Source organism: Achromobacter sp. EB05, from assembly GCF_044232075.1.
In the GTDB taxonomy this organism is placed as follows: Bacteria; Pseudomonadota; Gammaproteobacteria; order Burkholderiales; family Burkholderiaceae_B; genus Achromobacter; species Achromobacter dolens.
Window position 1 is genome coordinate 5,964,817 of sequence record NZ_CP155917.1, and the last position, 15,766, is coordinate 5,980,582.

The window sequence follows — 15,766 nt, forward strand, 5'->3', positions numbered from 1 at the left end:
GATGAAACCCCTGCACCTTGTGCTATCCATCGTGGCCGTGGCCTGCCTGGCCGCCGTGCCGCTGGGCGTGACCAACACGTACTACCTGCACCTTATCGAAACCATCATGATCTATTCGATCCTGCTGTTCGGGCTCGATATCGTGGTGGGCTATACCGGCCAGGTGTCGCTGGGCCACGCCGGCCTGTTCGGCATCGGCTCGTATGTGGCCGGCGTGCTGTTCTTCCACCTGCAGATGCCGATCTGGGTGACGCTGCCGGCGGCCATCCTGATCGCGGCGGCGTTCGGCGCGGTGCTGGCGCTGCCGGCGCTGCGGGTCACCGGCCCGTATCTGGCGATGGTGACGCTGGCGTTCGGCACCATCATCCAGATCCTGATCAACGAGATGACCTTCATGACCGAAGGCCCCCTCGGCATCAAGATCCCCAAGCCGTCGATCGGCGGGCACATCCTGACCAAGAGCGAGTACTTCTGGCTGGTGGCGGCGTTGCTGGTGCTGTCGCTGATCGTGGTGCACCGCATCCTCAAGTCGCACCTGGGCCGCTCGTTCGAGGCCCTGCGCGACAGCCCGATCGCATCGGACTGCATGGGCGTGTCGGTCTACCGGCACAAGGTGTTCGCCTTCGTCATCAGCGCCGGCTTCGCCGGCCTGGCGGGCGCGTTGTACTCGTATTCCGAGCAGTACATCTCGCCCAACACCTACAACTTCGAGCTGACCATCCTGTTCCTGCTGGCCATCATCATGGGCGGACGCAAGAGCCGCACCGGCGCGCTGCTGGGCGCGTCGATCATCGTGCTGCTGCCCAAGATGCTGGACGACATCGGCACCTTCCGCCTGATCGCGCTGGGCGTGGCGATCCTGGTGACGGTGGGCAGCGCCATCGCCATCTCCAAGGGCCGCACCGAGGCCCGCCGCGTGGCGGTGCCGGTGGTCGGCACCATCCTGCTGGCGGTGTTCTCCTACTGGCTGGACGCGGTGACCGACTGGCGCCTGACGATCTTCGGCGCCATGATCCTGTTCGTCGTGTACTACCTGCCCGACGGCATCGTCGGCTTCGTGCGCAACCTGTTCTTCTCGACCCGCCGCGCGGCGCTGTCGGTCAAGAAGGACCTGGTCAAGGAGCAGGAGGCGGTCGCGCCCGAAAGCGCGCGCGGCCAGGGCGAGACCCTGTTGGCGGCCAAGCAGGTGCTGATGCAGTTCGGCGGCCTGAAGGCGCTCAACCAGGTCGACCTGACCATCAAGCGCGGCACCATCCACGGGCTGATCGGCCCGAACGGCTCGGGCAAGAGCACCATGATGAACGTGCTGACCGGCATCTACGTGCCGACGGCCGGCTCGGTGGAGTTCTCGGGCAAGTCGCTGGTGGGGCTGGCGCCGGCCGACATCGCCGCATCGGGCATCGCCCGCACGTTCCAGAACGTGCAACTGTTCGGCGAAATGACGGCGCTGGAGAACGTGCTGGTGGGCCTGCACCATACGTTCACCACCGGGCTGGCGGGCATCGCGCTGCGCACGTCCAAGTGGAAGGGCGAGGAGCAAGGCGCCCGCGCCCGCGCGCTGGCGCTGCTGGAGTTCGTCGGGCTGGACAGCATGGCCAACGAGGAGGCGCGCAACCTGCCCTACGGCAAGCAGCGGTTGCTGGAGATCGCCCGCGCGCTGGCGCTGGATCCGCAATTGCTGCTGCTGGATGAGCCGGCGGCCGGCCTGACGGCGCCCGACATCGTCGAGCTGCTGGCCATCATCCGCAAGGTGCGCGACCACGGCATCACGCTGATCCTGATCGAGCACCACATGGACGTCGTGATGGGAGTATGCGACACCGTGTCGGTGCTGGACTTCGGCCAGAAGATCGCCGAGGGGCTGCCCAACGAAGTGCAGAGCAACGCCAAGGTTATCGAGGCGTATCTGGGCGGCGCGCCCGCCTGACGCCAAGGACGACAACATGCTATCGATCAAGAATCTGGAAGCGGGCTACGGGAAGGTGAAGGTGCTGCACGGCATCAGCATGGAGGTCCCGAAGGCCAAGGTGGTGACGCTGATCGGCTCGAACGGGGCCGGCAAGACGACGACGATGCGGGCGCTGTCGGGGATGATCCGGCCGACCGCGGGCGAAGTGACGCTGGGCGGCAAGCGCATCGACGGGCTGGAGTCGCATCGGATCGCGCGGCTGGGGTTGGCGCATTCGCCGGAAGGGCGGCGGGTGTTTCCCACGCTTTCCGTCACCGACAATCTGCTGCTGGGCGCATTTCCCCGGTTGACGGGGAGCCGGCCCAAGGGCGACGTGCAGGCGGACCTGGGGCGGGCGATGGATCTGTTTCCTCGGCTGAAGGAACGGCGCGATCAGTTGGCGGGAACGCTGTCTGGCGGCGAGCAGCAGATGCTGGCGATGGCGCGGGCGGTGATGCTGAATCCGGAGCTGGTGTTGCTGGATGAGCCGTCGATGGGGTTGGCGCCGATCCTGGTGGAGGAGGTTTTCCGGATCATCGCGCGGCTCAAGGATGAAGGGGTGACGATGTTGCTGGTCGAGCAGTTTGCGGCGGCGGCGTTGAATGTCGCGGATTATGGGTATGTGTTGGAGAATGGGCGGATTTCTGTGCATGGGAGTGCGGAGAAGTTGAAGCATGATCCGGCTGTGGTGGCGGCTTATCTTGGGGGGGGGCATTAGTTTTTTTGTTGTTGCGTGGGATTGAGTTCTTGAGACGCACGGCGGGGCGGCGGGCGGTGGCGGGCGGGGCTACGATTGCGGTCCGGAGCGTTCGCTCCGGACTTCCCCGTTGTCATCTTCGTCACAGCCTTCGGCTGCTCCTTCAGATTCCCTCGGGCGCATCTACACGCCCCGCCCGCCACCGCCCGCCGCCCCGCCGTGCTCGCGATTGCTTTGGTTCCTGCGCTGCTGGGGTTAGCCGTGTGCTTGGCGTTCTTTTGCCGTGGGTGCTCTCGCTGAAGATCTTGCAGGGCCCGCCCAAAGGCGGCCGCGCGGGCGGCCTTTTTGGGCTTACGCGCTGGTTTTGCGTTGGCGGATGACGCTGCGCGCGGGTGACGGACGGCTTGGTGGGCCGCCTGTTCTTGGGAGTGGAGCGGATGAAAAAAGGCAGGATTGCGCTTGGCGCAATCCTGCCTTTGCTTTTGGCGCGCGGGACGCGCGCTTTGCTTAGACGGTGATGGTCAGGGTGACGTCGATGTTGCCGCGGGTGGCGTTCGAGTAGGGGCAGACGATGTGGGCGGCGGCGACCAGTTTTTCGGCTTCGGCGCGGTCCATGCCGGGCAGCGAGATCTTCAGTTCGGCTTCGATGCCGAAACCGGTGGGGATGGGGCCGATGCCGACCGAGCCGTCGATGGTGGCGTTGGCGGGCATGGCGATCTTGTCGCGGCCGGCGACGAACTTCATGGCGCCCATGAAGCAGGCGGAGTAGCCGACGGCGAACAGTTGCTCGGGGTTGGTGCCGGCCGCGCCGGCGCCGCCCAGTTCCTTCGGGGTGGTCAGCTTGACGTTCAGGTTGCCGTCGCTGGAGACGCCAGTGCCTTCACGGCCGCCGGTGACGTGGGCGTGGGCGCGGTAGAGGACTTTTTCGATGGACATGGTGCTTTCCTTTTGGATGAAGGTGGGGGGACTGCCGGGCTGGCGGGACCGTTCCCGCTTCGACCCTTACTGAATTGATAGCGCACGATTACATCGCGCACTATTTATAACCGGGAATGACAGCGATTGCCATCATCCTCCGCAAAGACTGCGAATCAAAGACTGCTGACCAACTTTTCCCGCAATTCGTGCAACGACTTCATGGTGCCCTGCGCCTCTTCCAGCGAACACTGGGCCGCTGCGGCGATGGCGTGGGGCACGGCTTCGGCCTGGTTGCGCAGGTCGCGGCCCTGCCGGGTCAGGGTGACGATGACCTGGCGTTCGTCATCCTGCGCGCGGGTCCGGGTAACCAGGCCCGCCGCCTCCAGCCGCTTGAGCAGGGGCGTCAGGGTGGCCGAGTCCAGGAACAGGCGTTCGCCGATGTCGGTGACCGTGATTTCGTCGCGTTCCCACAGCACCAGCATGACCAGGTACTGTGGATACGTCAGATCCAGGCCGCGCAGCAGCTTGCGGTACACCTTGTTCATCGCCAGGGAGGTCGAGTACAGGGCGAAACACAGCTGGCTGTCTAGCAGCAGCGGGTTGAACGCGCTTTTGGGCTGGGATCTGGATTTCATTGTGCAATATTAAATAGCGCGCTATTTATCGTCAAGCACTTTTTCCGGGCTTTTGTATCCGCCATGGCGATTGGCGTCCCCTCGCGTGCTGCGCTGCGGCAGGAAGGCCCCGTCGAAGATGGTGAGCAGGGGGGTATCAGGCGAAACCCCCAAGGGCCTGAGCCCCGCGCCGTGTCGACCAAGGCTGGCGTCTCGGCCCCGTTCAGGCGGCGTGCTCGCCTTCCAGCGCCCCGCGGTCGGAACCGTAGCGCTTCAAGCCGTCCAGGTCCAGCACCCGCACGGCGCCGTACTCGACATTCAGCAGGCCGGCCTCTTCCAGCTTGCGCAGCGCCTGGTTGGCGCGCTGGCGCGAGACCCGCGCCAGGTAACCGACCTCTTCCTGCGTGATCGTCAGGCGCATGCCCATGCCGGGGTACAGCAGCGGGTTGAACAGCTCGGCCAGGCAGCGCGCCACGCGCGCATCCGGATCGAGCAGGCGGTCGTATTCGGCCTTGCCGATGAACTGGGCGACGCGTTCGTTCAACTGGTGCAGCAGGTAGCGGTTGAAGGGAATGCTGGTGTCCAGCAGCCAATCGAAAGTGGCTGCCGGCAGGCGCGCGACGACGGAATCGCGCAGCGCCACGATGTCGTACTTGCGGACTTCGCGCTTGAGCAGCGAGCCCTCGCCGATCCAGCCGCCGGCGGGCACGCCGGTCAGCGATGCGACCTTGCCTTCGGCATTTCCCACCGACACCTTCACCAGGCCGGCCAGCACGCCGATCCAAGCCTGGGCGAGTTCGCCTTTGCGCTCTATGATCGACCCGGCGGCAACCTGCTGCACGGACAGGTCTCGCTCGACGCGCGCTTGCTGCTCGGCGTCGAGTACGCGAAACCAGGCCGCGGCCAGTTGCAGGGAGTCGGATAGCTGCATCGGGAATACCCTAAAAGTTCCTTGAATGTCGCGATGGTGACAGTTGGTAGCAACCCAACCTTATACCTTAACTCCTGCCGTAAATCTAAAACCAACTGGTCAAGCGCAACCGCTCGCGCGCCGCGTCTCGCGGCAACGGGCGCGATGTGCCCAAACCGGAGGAGACAACGTGGCACATTCATCGCCCGCATCCGCAACGATGCCGGCGGCGCTGGATACTTTTCCGGCGCTGCTGTTCGCGCATGCCGACGTACGCGGGTCGCGGCCCGCGATACGTGAGAAAGACCTGGGTATCTGGCAAACCCTTACCTGGTCGCAAGTGGCGGAGCACGTGCGCCAGGTCGCCCACGGGCTCGCATCGCTGGGCATCCAGCCCGGCATGCACGTGGCCGTGATCGGCGAGAACCGGCCGCGCCTGTACATGGCCATGATGGCCACGCAATCGCTCGGCGCCATCCCCGTGCCGCTCTACCAGGACGCCGTGGCCCAGGAAATGGTCTACGTCCTGCAGGACGCCGAGATCAGCGTCGCGGTGGTCGAGGACCAGGAGCAGGTCGACAAGATGCTGGAAGTGCGCGAGCAATGCCCCGCGCTCAAGCACGTGGTCTATGACGATCCGCGCGGCCTGCGCCACTACACCGATGCGATGCTGCTGTCGTACGACCGGCTCGAGGAGATTGGCCGCGAGTACGCCGCGCAGCATCCCGACTTCTTCGCCCGCGCCGTGGCCGCGGTGCAGCCGCACGACGCGGCCGCGATGTTCTATACCTCCGGCACCACCGGCAAGCCCAAGGGGGTGGTGCTGACGCACCATGCGCTGATCGACCGCGCCCGGGCCGTGTCCGAGATGGAGAACCTGACCGACCGCGAGGACGTGCTGGCCTACCTGCCGCCGGCCTGGATCGGGCAGAACATGTTCTCGTACACGCAATTGCTGGTCACGGGCTTCACGGTGAATCATCCGGAGTCGCCCGACACGGTCTCGATCGACATGCGCGACATCGGCCCCACCTACTACTTCGCGCCGCCGCGCGTGCTGGAAGGCCTGCTGACCCATGTGATGATCCGCATGGAGGACGCCGGCTACCTCAAGCGCAAGCTGTTCCATGCCTGCATGAAGCTGGCGCGCCGCGTCGGCACCCGCATCCTGGACGGCGAACCGGTCAACGCCTGGGACCGCCTGCGCTACGCGCTGGGCAATGTGCTGATCTACGGTCCGCTGCGCAATGCGCTGGGCATGAGCCGCGTGCGAGTGGCCTACACCGCCGGCGAGGCGATTGGCCCCGACCTTTTCGTGTTCTATCGCTCCATCGGCATCAACCTCAAGCAGCTCTACGGCTCCACCGAAACCTCGGTGTTCGTCTGCGTGCAGCCGGACGGCCAGGTGCGCGACGACACCGTCGGCCCGCCCGTGGCCGGCGTGGAGATCCGCGTGGCCGACAACGGCGAAATCCTGGTCAAGAGCCCTGGCCTGTTCAAGGAGTACTACCGCAACCCGGGCGCCACGCAGGAAGCGCGCAGCGCCGACGGCTGGTTCCACACGGGCGACGCGGGTTACCTGGACACCGACGGCCAGCTCAAGATCATCGACCGCGCCAAGGACGTCGGCAAGCTGGCCGACGGCAGCCTGTTCGCGCCCAAGTATCTCGAGAACAAGCTCAAGTTCTTCCCGCACATCAAGGAAGCGGTGGCGTTCGGCGCCGGCCGCCAGGACGTGTGCGCCTTCATCAACATCGACCTGGAAGCCGTGGGCAACTGGGCCGAGCGCCGCGGCCTGCCCTACGCCGGCTACACCGACCTGGCGGGCAAGGACGAGGTCTACCAGCTCATCGCCGATTGCGTCGAGCAGGTCAATGCCGACCTGGCCACCGATCCCAAGCTGTCGGCCTCGCAGATCGGCCGCTTCCTGATCCTGCACAAGGAACTGGATCCGGATGACGACGAACTGACGCGCACCCGCAAGGTGCGGCGCGCCTTCATCGCGCAGAAGTACGGCGTGCTGATCGACGCCCTGTTCGAAGGCAAGCCGTCCCAGTACATCGAAACCGAAGTGAAGTTCGAGGACGGCCGCACCGGCAAGATCGCCGCCGACCTGAAGATCCGCCCGGTCAAGACGTTCCCCGCCATCACCGCCCGAGCCGCGTAGAGACCATGAGCAACAACGACCGCGACCAGCGCATCGGCGACGTGATGCTGGACATGCAGAACATCTCGCTGTCCTTCGGCGGCGTCAAGGCGCTGACGGACATTTCCTTCAATGTGCGCGAGCACGAGATCCGCGCCATCATCGGCCCCAACGGCGCGGGCAAGAGCTCGATGCTGAACGTCATCAACGGCGTCTACACGCCGCAGCAGGGCGGCATCGCCTTCCGCGGCGAGCGCTTTTCGCGCATGAATCCGCGCCGCGCCGCCGAAATGGGTATCGCGCGCACCTTCCAGAACCTGGCCCTGTTCAAGGGCATGAGCGTGCTGGACAACATCATGACCGGACGCAATCTGCGCATGAAGTGCGGGCTGCTGGCGCAGGCCTTCCGCCTGGGCGCCGCCGAACGCGAAGAGATCGAGCACCGCCAGTTCGTCGAGAACATCATCGACTTCCTCGAGATCCAGGCGTATCGCAAGACGCCGGTGGGGCGCCTGCCCTACGGCCTGCAAAAGCGCGTCGACCTGGGCCGCGCGCTCGCCATGGAACCACGCCTGCTGCTGCTGGACGAGCCGATGGCCGGCATGAACATCGAGGAGAAGCAGGACATGAGCCGCTTCATCCTCGACGTGAACGACGAATTCGGCACCACCATCGTGCTGATCGAGCACGACATGGGCGTGGTCATGGACATCTCCGACCGCGTGGTGGTGCTGGACTACGGCAAGAAGATCGGCGACGGCAAGCCCGATGAGGTGCGCGCCAACGAAGACGTCATCCGAGCGTACCTTGGCGTCGGCGGCGAAGCCGCCGTCACCCAGGACGCCGAAGCGCAGGCAACAGCCCCCGCCCCTAACCCTCCCCCCGAGGGGGAGGGAGAAAACTCACTGGCTGCACGGACTTAAGGGGCGAATGATGGGATTTTTTCTGGAAACCTTGTTCGGCGGCCTGATGAGCGGCATGCTGTACGCCCTGATCGGCCTGGGCTTCGTGCTGATCTTCAAGGCGTCGGGCGTGTTCAACTTCGCCCAGGGCGCCATGGTGCTGGTGGCGGCGCTGTCGATGGCGCGCTTCTCGGAGTGGATACCGCGCTGGTTCGGCTTCGAAAACATGATCCTGGCCAACGTGCTGGCGTTCATCGTCAGCGCCATCCTCATGTTCCTGCTGGCCGTGGCGATCGAGCGCTTCGTGCTGCGCCACCTGGTCAACCAGGAGGCCACCACCCTGCTCATGGCCACCCTGGGCATCAGCTATTTCCTCGACGGCCTGGGCCAGATCTCGTTCGGCAGCTCGGTCTATTCCATCAACGTCGGCATGCCGAAGGATCCGTTGATGATCCTGGACTCGGTGTTCGAAGGCGGCCTGCTCATCAACCTCGAAGACCTGACCGCCGCGGTCATCGCCGCATTGCTGGTGGCGGCGCTGGCGCTGTTCTTCCAGTTCACCTCCACCGGCCGTGCGCTGCGCGCCGTGGCGGACGACCACCAGGCGGCGCAGTCCATCGGCATTCCGCTGAACCGCATCTGGGTCATCGTCTGGAGCGTGGCCGGCCTGGTGGCGCTGGTGGCCGGCATCATCTGGGGTTCCAAGTTCGGCGTGCAGTTCACGCTCTCGACCGCGGCGCTGCGGGCGCTGCCGGTGGTGATCCTGGGCGGCCTGACCTCGGTGCCGGGCGCCATTCTCGGCGGCCTGATCATCGGCGTGGGCGAAAAGCTGTCCGAAGTCTACCTGGGGTCGCTGGTGGGCGGCGGCATCGAAATCTGGTTCGCCTATGTGCTGGCGCTGGTGTTCCTGCTGTTCCGTCCGCAAGGGCTGTTCGGCGAGAAGATCATCGACCGCGTCTGACCACGGCCTTCTAGGATAAAAACATGTTCTATCGCGAAAACGGCCAATTCAAGACCAGCTATCGCGCCGACCAGCAGATCTTCCCGATCCGCCAGGACCGCGTCTTCATCTGGCTGTTGCTGGCGGTGGCGTTCATCGCCATCCCGGCGCTGTCCAGCGACTATCTGCTGCGCGCCATCCTGATCCCGTTCCTGATCCTGTCGCTGGCCGCCGTCGGCCTGAACATCCTGGTGGGCTATTGCGGCCAGATCTCGCTGGGCACGGGCGCCTTCATGGCGGTGGGCGCGTATGCCGCCTGGAACTTCGGCGTGCGCTTTCCCGGCATGCCGCTGATCGTCCAGATCCTGCTGGGCGGGTGCTTCGCCACCATCGTCGGCGTGATCTTCGGCATTCCCAGCCTGCGCATCCGCGGCCTGTACCTGGCCGTGGCCACGCTGGCCGCGCAGTTCTTCGTCGACTGGGCGTTCCTGCGCATCCCGTTCTTCACCAACTACTCGTCGTCGGGCAACGTCTCGGTGCCGCCGCTGACCGCCTTCGGCCTGCCGGTGCAGAGCGCGCTGGAAAAGTACCTGTTCGTGCTGATCCTGGTGGTGATCTTCAGCCTGCTGGCCAAGAACCTGGTGCGCGGCGCCATCGGCCGCCAGTGGATGGCGATCCGCGACATGGACGTGGCCGCCTCGGTCATCGGCATCCGCCCGATGTACGCCAAGCTCACCGCGTTCGCGGTCAGCTCGTTCATCGTCGGCGTGGCCGGCGCGCTGTGGGGCTACATCCACCTGGGCTCGTGGGAGCCGCTGGCCTTCGACCTGACGCGTTCGTTCCAGTTGCTGTTCATGGTCATCATTGGCGGCCTGGGCTCCATCATCGGCAGCTTCTTTGGCGCGGCCTTCATCGTGCTGGTGCCGGTGGCGCTGACCAACGTGCCGCACATGCTGGGCCTGTCGCTGTCGGTGGACACCGCCGCGCACGTCGAGCACATGGTGTTCGGCGCGCTGATCGTGTTCTTCCTGATCGCCGAGCCGCACGGGCTGGCGCGGTTGTGGAGCATCGGCAAGGAAAAGCTCCGCATCTGGCCCTTCCCCCACTAATGATGGGCCCACCCCCGAAAGCGCCTGCGGCGCTTCCCCCCTCAAGGGGGCGCCGCTGGGGACCGGCAAAGCCGGATCCGCCGCGGCCCGGATGGTGCGGCTCCCGTTGTGATCATCGTCGGTAGTAGCGGTATCCGCGCCACGACCGACATCCTGAATACCCGGCTCAAGACCGGGCCAACCCCGGTGCCCGAGGGTTTATGACCCAAACACCACGCAGGAGGTAAATGGAGATGAAGCGTCTTAACCTGAAGTTGGCGGCAGCCTTGGTGGCCGCAGCCGGCGCCATCGGCGCCGTGGCCACGCCGGCAATGGCGGCGGAAGAGCAGTTCGTTCCGTTGCTGGTGTACCGGACCGGGTCGTTCGCGCCGCTGGGCATTCCCTGGGCCGATGGCAAGCTGGATTACCTGAAGCTGGTCAACGAACGCGACGGCGGCGTCAACGGCGTCAAGATCACCTACGAGGAATGCGAAACCGCCTACGCCACCGACCGCGGCGTCGAGTGCTACGAACGCCTGAAGGGCAAGGGCACCGGCGCCTCGGGCTTCGACACGCAATCGACCGGCATCACCTTCGCGGTCAGCGACAAGGCCATGGTGGACAAGGTGCCGGTCGAGACGATGGGCTACGGCCTGTCGCAATCGGTCGACGGCAGCGTGTTCGAGTGGAACTTCCCGCTGCTGGGCACCTACTGGACCGCCGCCGACGTGATGATCCAGGACATCGCCAAGAAAGAAGGCGGCATGGACAAGCTCAAGGGCAAGAAGATCGCCCTGGTCTACCACGACTCGCCCTACGGCAAGGAACCGATCCCGCTGCTGCAGAAGCGCGCCGCCAAGGAAGGCTTCGAGCTGCTGCTGTATCCAGTGACCGCCCCCGGCGTGGAACAGAAGTCCACCTGGCTGCAGATCCGCCAGGCGCGCCCGGCCTATGTGCTGCTGTGGAGCGCGGGCATCATGACGCCCACCGCCATCCGCGAAGCGCAGGCCAGCGGCTACCCGCGCGACAAGATGTACGCGATCTGGTGGGCCGGCTCCGAAGGCGACGTCAAGGATCTGGGCGATGTCGCGAAGGGCTACAACGCCATCACCATCCACAACAGCGGCGCCGACCACGACAAGGTCTATGACGATCTGAAGAAGTACGTCTACGACAAGGGCCAGGGTTCGGACAAGACGGGCAAGACCACGCTCGGCACCATCGCCCACACCCGCGGCATGATGATCTCGATGCTGCAGGTCGAGGCGATCCGCACCGCGCAGGAAAAGTTCGGCAAGGGCAAGGCGCTCACGCCCGACCAGGTGCGCTGGGGCTTCGAGAACCTGAACCTGACGCAGGAACGCCTGAACCAGCTCGGCTTCGGCCAGATCATGCGCCCGGTCAAGACCTCGTGCAGCAACCACAAGGGCGACGACTGGGCCCGTATCGTGCAGTGGGACGGCGCCAAGTTCAAGGTCGTCTCGGATTGGTACCAGGCCGACAAGACCCTGCTGGACCCGATGGTGAAGGAAGCCGCGGCGAAGTACGCCAAGGAAAAGAACATCACGCCCCGCACTTGCGAGAACTGATGTGAACCGGCGGCCGGCGCCCCACGGCGTCGGCCGCCACCAAGCCGCAGGAACCGCCATGACCGCAGCAACGACTACCGCTACTACCGCCGACACCCCCAAGGTGCTGCTCGATGTGAACGGCATCGAGGTGATCTACAACCACGTCATCCTGGTGCTCAAGGGCGTGTCCCTGCAGGTGCCGGAAGGCCGGATCGTGGCCCTGCTGGGCGCCAACGGCGCCGGCAAGACCACCACGTTGCGCGCCATCTCGAACCTGCTCAAGGGCGAGCGCGGCGACGTCACCAAGGGCCACATCCAATACCGCGACCAGCGCATCGAAAAGCTGTCGCCGGCCGAACTGGTCAAGCGCGGCGTGGTGCAGGTGATGGAGGGCCGCCATTGCTTCGCCCACCTCACCATCGAAGAGAACCTGCTGACGGGCGCCTACACGCGCGACCTCAGCCGCGGCGACACCAGCGCGGCGCTGGAGCGTGTCTATCAGTATTTTCCGCGCCTGAAGCAGCGCCGCGCCAGCCAGGCCGGCTACACCTCGGGCGGCGAACAACAGATGACCGCCATCGGCCGCGCGCTGATGGCCAACCCCAACATGATCCTGCTGGACGAGCCGTCCATGGGACTGGCGCCGCAGATCGTCGAGGAGATCTTCGAGATCGTGCGCGACCTGAACCAGCGCGAGCGCGTCAGCTTCCTGCTGGCCGAGCAGAACACCAACATCGCGCTGCGCTATGCCGACTACGGCTACATCCTGGAGAACGGCCGCGTGATGATGGACGGCGCCGCGCAGGACCTGGCCCAGAACGAGGACGTGAAAGAGTTCTACCTGGGCATTTCCAGCGGCGAGCGCAAGAGTTTCCGCGACAACAAGTTCTACCGCCGCCGCAAACGCTGGCTGGCCTGATCCCTGGAGCGGCGACGCCGGCGCGGTCCGGCTTGCCGCCGGCAACGACACCGCAGTACGGCACACGAGAGGGTGCGATCCCATGTCCGAGTTTTTCGATGTCCTGGAAACCCGAGCGCCCGAGCAACGCGAGCGCGACCTGATGGCGGCCCTGCCCGACGCCATCGCCCGCGCCATCGCCCGCGCGCCGGCCATTGCCGAGCAGTTGCGCGGCATCGACCCCGCCACGGTCACCTCGCGCGCCGCGCTGGCGCGCCTGCCGGTGCTGCGCAAGCACGAGCTGCTGGAACGCCAGCAGCACAGCCGCGAACAGGCGGCGCAACCGGCCGGACCGCAAAAGGCCTTCGGCGGCTTCTCGGCCATCGGCTGGGGCGAAGCCATGCGCGTGTTCGCCTCGCCCGGCCCGATCTACGAACCCGAAAGCGCGCGCGCCGACTACTGGCGCTTTGCCCGCGCGCTGTACGCCGCGGGCTTTCGCGCCGGCGAGCTGGCCTACAACTGCTTCTCCTATCACTTCACGCCAGCCGGCTCGATGATGGAGACCGCCGCGCACGCCGTCGGCTGCACCGTGTTCCCCGGCGGCACCGGCCAGACCGAACAGCAGGTGCGCGCCATCCAGGACCTGGCGCCCAGCGGCTACACCGGCACGCCCAGCTTCCTGAAGATCATCCTGGAAAAGGCCGACGAGCTCGGCGTGAAGCTGGATTCGCTGCGCCGCGCCCTAGTGTCCGGCGAGGCCTTCCCGCCGTCGCTGCGCGACTGGCTGGCCGCGCGCGGCATCGAGGGCTACCAGGCCTACGGCAGCGCCGACCTCGGCATGATCGCATTCGAGACGCCGGCGCGCCAGGGCCTGGTGCTGGGCGAGGACATCATCGTCGAAATCGTGCGCCCCGGCACCGGCGAACCGGTGCCCGATGGCGAAGTGGGCGAAGTCGTGGTCACCACGCTGAACCCCGACTACCCCCTGGTGCGCTTCGGCACCGGCGACCTGTCGGCGGTGATGCCCGGCATCTCGCCCTGCGGTCGCACCAACACCCGCATCAAGGGCTGGATGGGCCGCGCCGACCAGACCACCAAGGTGCGCGGCATGTTCGTGCATCCCTCGCAGGTGGCCGACGTGGTGCGCCGCCATCCGGAAATCCTGCGGGCACGCCTGGTGATCAGCGGCACCACCGGTTCGGACAAAATGGTGCTGCGGGTGGAATCACGCGTGCGCGGCGAAGACCTCGGCGCCCGCATCGCCGAATCGGTGCGCGACGTGACCAAGCTGCGCAGCGACGTCGAATGGGCCGAGGCCGGCTCCCTGCCGAACGACGGCAAGGTCATCGACGACATCCGCACCTACGAATAACAAGGATAAGAAGAAAGGCGCGCCCGGGACCGGCAAAGCCCGGGCGCGGCATCGCCGCCGGCAACGGCAGGCTCAATTGCCCAACGGACGGGCCAGCCATTCGCGGCCCTTGAGCATGCCGTTCCAGTAGATCCACGGCAGCATCGTCGCCTTCAGGAACCAGGCGCTCTTGCGCGGCACGGTCGGGTCCAGCGGGAAGGTGGGCAGCAGCTTGCCGCCATAGCCGAACTCGGCCAGCACGATGCGGCCGCGCTCGACCGTCAGCGGGCACGAGCCATAGCCATCGTACGTGACCGGCAGCGCATGCCCTTCGCGCACCGCCAGCAGGTTCTCGGCCACCGTGACGATCTGCTTGCGCGCCGCCGCCGCGGTCTTGGCGTTGGTGGTGCTGATGCCATCGCCCAGCCCGAAGATGTTGTCGTAGCGCACATGGCGCAGCGTGGCCGGATCGACCTCGCACCAGCCGGCCGCATCGGCCAGCGCGCTCTGGCGCAGAAATTCGTGCGGCACCTGCGGCGGCACCGCGTGCAGCATGTCGAATGACTTCTCGACACGGGTCACCGCCCCCTCGGCGTCCTTGACGTCGAACCACGCCTTGCGCGCCGGGCCGTCCACCGCCACCAGCGCCGAATTGAACGCCAGCGAAATGCCGTAGCTTTCCACATAGCGCATCAGCGGCGGCACGAAGGTCGGCACGCCGAACAGCACCGCGCCGGCCAGGTCGAATTCGACATCGATGCGATCCAGCACGCCGCTGCGGCGCCAGTGGTCGCACGCCAGGTACATGGCCTTCTGCGGCGCGCCGGCGCACTTGATCGGCATGGCCGGCTGCGTGAACAGCGCCTTGCCGCCCTTCAGGCCGCGCACCAGCTCCCAGGTGTAGGGCGCCAGGTCGAAGCGGTAGTTGGAACTGACGCCATTGCGGCCCAGCGTTTCCGACAGGCCCTCGACCTTGTCCCAGGCCAGGCGCAGGCCGGGGCACACGATCAATTGCTGGTAGCTGACCGCGCTGCCATCGGCCAGCCGGACCTGGTTGGCCTCGGGTTCGAAACCGGCCGCCGCGGCCTGCAGCCAGGTGGCGCGGCCCGGCATCACCGCCCTTGTCGGCCGCACGGTCTTGGCCACATCGAACGCGCCACCGCCGACCAGCGTCCAGGCCGGCTGGTAGTAGTGCTTGTCGCTGGGTTCGATGACCGCGATGCGCAGGTCCGGACGGCGGCGCAGCAGGCTGGCGGTCACGCCGATGCCCGCCGAACCGCCTCCGACCACCACCACGTCGAAATCGCGCCGCGCCTGTGCTGCCGTCTGCATGCTCGTCTCCCTGCTATCGACCGGTCCGGGACGGCCGGTTCGTCATATATTGAATTGCCGAGTACAGCGCCATGCCGGCCACCATGGCCGCCACGAAGATCAGTGCCTCCCGCACGCCGGCCGCCGCCGCCACCAGCGCCGGGCCGGGGCAGAAACCCGCCAGCCCCCAGCCCGCGCCGAACGCCAGGCTGCCCAACGCCAGCCGCGGATCGATACGCGTGGCCGTGGGCCAATGCAGCGGCTCGCCGGACAGGCTGGCACGGCGACGGCGCAACCAGGCAAAGCCCGCTGCCGTCACGGCCAGCGCACCGCCCATCACCAACGCCAGCGAAGGATCCCAGCTTCCCGCCAGGTCCAGGAAGCCCAACACCTTGGCGGGGTTGGCCATGCCGGAAACGAGCAGTCCCAGCCCGAACACCAATCCCGAGAGAAACGCGAACAAGGCCACCAT

General features: G+C 66.3%; 14 protein-coding genes. 9 read left to right on the top strand and 5 right to left on the bottom strand.

What is annotated here, in order from left to right; all coding sequences use genetic code 11:
* Position 1: 1 nt before the first annotated feature.
* Positions 2 to 1,927, top strand: coding sequence for a branched-chain amino acid ABC transporter ATP-binding protein/permease (locus AAID08_RS27220; RefSeq protein ID WP_064528420.1), 1,926 nt, complete (start codon positions 2 to 4; stop codon positions 1,925 to 1,927).
* 16 nt (positions 1,928 to 1,943) lie between these two features.
* Positions 1,944 to 2,666, top strand: coding sequence for an ABC transporter ATP-binding protein (locus AAID08_RS27225; RefSeq protein ID WP_064528418.1), 723 nt, complete (start codon positions 1,944 to 1,946; stop codon positions 2,664 to 2,666).
* Positions 2,667 to 3,152: 486 nt separating this feature from the next.
* Here the strand turns inward: AAID08_RS27225 and AAID08_RS27230 are convergent, their stop codons facing one another.
* The 3 genes from AAID08_RS27230 to AAID08_RS27240 all read right to left on the bottom strand — a co-directional run bounded on the left by AAID08_RS27230 (position 3,153) and on the right by AAID08_RS27240 (position 5,108).
* Positions 3,153 to 3,581: an organic hydroperoxide resistance protein gene (locus AAID08_RS27230; RefSeq protein ID WP_024070675.1), complete on the bottom strand. Its 429-nt coding sequence runs from the start codon at positions 3,579 to 3,581 to the stop codon at positions 3,153 to 3,155.
* Between the two features lie 155 nt (positions 3,582 to 3,736).
* Positions 3,737 to 4,198: a MarR family winged helix-turn-helix transcriptional regulator gene (locus AAID08_RS27235; protein ID WP_020925958.1), complete on the bottom strand. Its 462-nt coding sequence runs from the start codon at positions 4,196 to 4,198 to the stop codon at positions 3,737 to 3,739.
* A 202-nt stretch (positions 4,199 to 4,400) separates the two neighbouring features.
* Complete coding sequence (locus AAID08_RS27240) at positions 4,401 to 5,108, bottom strand: Crp/Fnr family transcriptional regulator (protein ID WP_054419840.1); 708 nt, start codon at positions 5,106 to 5,108, stop codon at positions 4,401 to 4,403.
* A gap of 169 nt (positions 5,109 to 5,277) precedes the next feature.
* Here AAID08_RS27240 and AAID08_RS27245 point away from each other — a divergent pair, with 169 nt between their 5' ends.
* The 7 genes from AAID08_RS27245 (at position 5,278) to AAID08_RS27275 (ending at position 14,004) form a co-directional block, all read left to right on the top strand.
* On the top strand, positions 5,278 to 7,254 hold the full coding sequence (locus AAID08_RS27245) for a long-chain fatty acid--CoA ligase (RefSeq protein ID WP_049076961.1): 1,977 nt from the start codon (positions 5,278 to 5,280) through the stop codon (positions 7,252 to 7,254).
* 5 nt (positions 7,255 to 7,259) lie between these two features.
* Positions 7,260 to 8,156 (top strand): ABC transporter ATP-binding protein, encoded by an 897-nt coding sequence (locus tag AAID08_RS27250; protein ID WP_006389834.1) that lies wholly within the window; start codon positions 7,260 to 7,262, stop codon positions 8,154 to 8,156.
* A gap of 10 nt (positions 8,157 to 8,166) precedes the next feature.
* On the top strand, positions 8,167 to 9,096 hold the full coding sequence (locus AAID08_RS27255) for a branched-chain amino acid ABC transporter permease (protein ID WP_049078187.1): 930 nt from the start codon (positions 8,167 to 8,169) through the stop codon (positions 9,094 to 9,096).
* Between the two features lie 23 nt (positions 9,097 to 9,119).
* Complete coding sequence (locus AAID08_RS27260; protein WP_049076964.1) at positions 9,120 to 10,184, top strand: branched-chain amino acid ABC transporter permease; 1,065 nt, start codon at positions 9,120 to 9,122, stop codon at positions 10,182 to 10,184.
* A gap of 227 nt (positions 10,185 to 10,411) precedes the next feature.
* Entirely contained in the window at positions 10,412 to 11,752 is a 1,341-nt protein-coding gene (locus AAID08_RS27265; protein ID WP_081089634.1) for an ABC transporter substrate-binding protein, read from the top strand.
* 58 nt (positions 11,753 to 11,810) lie between these two features.
* Entirely contained in the window at positions 11,811 to 12,653 is an 843-nt protein-coding gene (locus AAID08_RS27270) for an ABC transporter ATP-binding protein (protein WP_049076966.1), read from the top strand.
* Positions 12,654 to 12,735: 82 nt separating this feature from the next.
* Positions 12,736 to 14,004, top strand: a complete 1,269-nt coding sequence (locus AAID08_RS27275; protein ID WP_049076969.1) for a phenylacetate--CoA ligase family protein — start codon at positions 12,736 to 12,738, stop codon at positions 14,002 to 14,004.
* A 72-nt stretch (positions 14,005 to 14,076) separates the two neighbouring features.
* Here the strand turns inward: AAID08_RS27275 and AAID08_RS27280 are convergent, their stop codons facing one another.
* Together AAID08_RS27280 and AAID08_RS27285 are read right to left on the bottom strand one after the other, a co-directional pair.
* Entirely contained in the window at positions 14,077 to 15,315 is a 1,239-nt protein-coding gene (locus tag AAID08_RS27280; RefSeq protein ID WP_395757146.1) for an FAD/NAD(P)-binding oxidoreductase, read from the bottom strand.
* Positions 15,316 to 15,328: 13 nt separating this feature from the next.
* Positions 15,329 to 15,766, bottom strand: a complete 438-nt coding sequence (locus tag AAID08_RS27285) for a YeeE/YedE family protein (RefSeq protein WP_054500364.1) — start codon at positions 15,764 to 15,766, stop codon at positions 15,329 to 15,331.

What these genes read in the sequence shown, in the direction of transcription:
- AAID08_RS27220 (WP_064528420.1), top strand. Translation starts at nt 2, where the DNA reads ATGAAACCCCTGCACCTTGTGCTATCCATCGTGGCCGTGGCCTGCCTG.
- AAID08_RS27225 (WP_064528418.1), top strand. Translation starts at nt 1,944, where the DNA reads ATGCTATCGATCAAGAATCTGGAAGCGGGCTACGGGAAGGTGAAGGTG.
- AAID08_RS27230 (WP_024070675.1), bottom strand. Translation starts at nt 3,581, where the DNA reads ATGTCCATCGAAAAAGTCCTCTACCGCGCCCACGCCCACGTCACCGGC.
- AAID08_RS27235 (WP_020925958.1), bottom strand. Translation starts at nt 4,198, where the DNA reads ATGAAATCCAGATCCCAGCCCAAAAGCGCGTTCAACCCGCTGCTGCTA.
- AAID08_RS27240 (WP_054419840.1), bottom strand. Translation starts at nt 5,108, where the DNA reads ATGCAGCTATCCGACTCCCTGCAACTGGCCGCGGCCTGGTTTCGCGTA.
- AAID08_RS27250 (WP_006389834.1), top strand. Translation starts at nt 7,260, where the DNA reads ATGAGCAACAACGACCGCGACCAGCGCATCGGCGACGTGATGCTGGAC.
- AAID08_RS27255 (WP_049078187.1), top strand. Translation starts at nt 8,167, where the DNA reads ATGGGATTTTTTCTGGAAACCTTGTTCGGCGGCCTGATGAGCGGCATG.
- AAID08_RS27260 (WP_049076964.1), top strand. Translation starts at nt 9,120, where the DNA reads ATGTTCTATCGCGAAAACGGCCAATTCAAGACCAGCTATCGCGCCGAC.
- AAID08_RS27265 (WP_081089634.1), top strand. Translation starts at nt 10,412, where the DNA reads ATGGAGATGAAGCGTCTTAACCTGAAGTTGGCGGCAGCCTTGGTGGCC.
- AAID08_RS27270 (WP_049076966.1), top strand. Translation starts at nt 11,811, where the DNA reads ATGACCGCAGCAACGACTACCGCTACTACCGCCGACACCCCCAAGGTG.
- AAID08_RS27275 (WP_049076969.1), top strand. Translation starts at nt 12,736, where the DNA reads ATGTCCGAGTTTTTCGATGTCCTGGAAACCCGAGCGCCCGAGCAACGC.
- AAID08_RS27280 (WP_395757146.1), bottom strand. Translation starts at nt 15,315, where the DNA reads ATGCAGACGGCAGCACAGGCGCGGCGCGATTTCGACGTGGTGGTGGTC.
- AAID08_RS27285 (WP_054500364.1), bottom strand. Translation starts at nt 15,766, where the DNA reads ATGGTGGCCTTGTTCGCGTTTCTCTCGGGATTGGTGTTCGGGCTGGGA.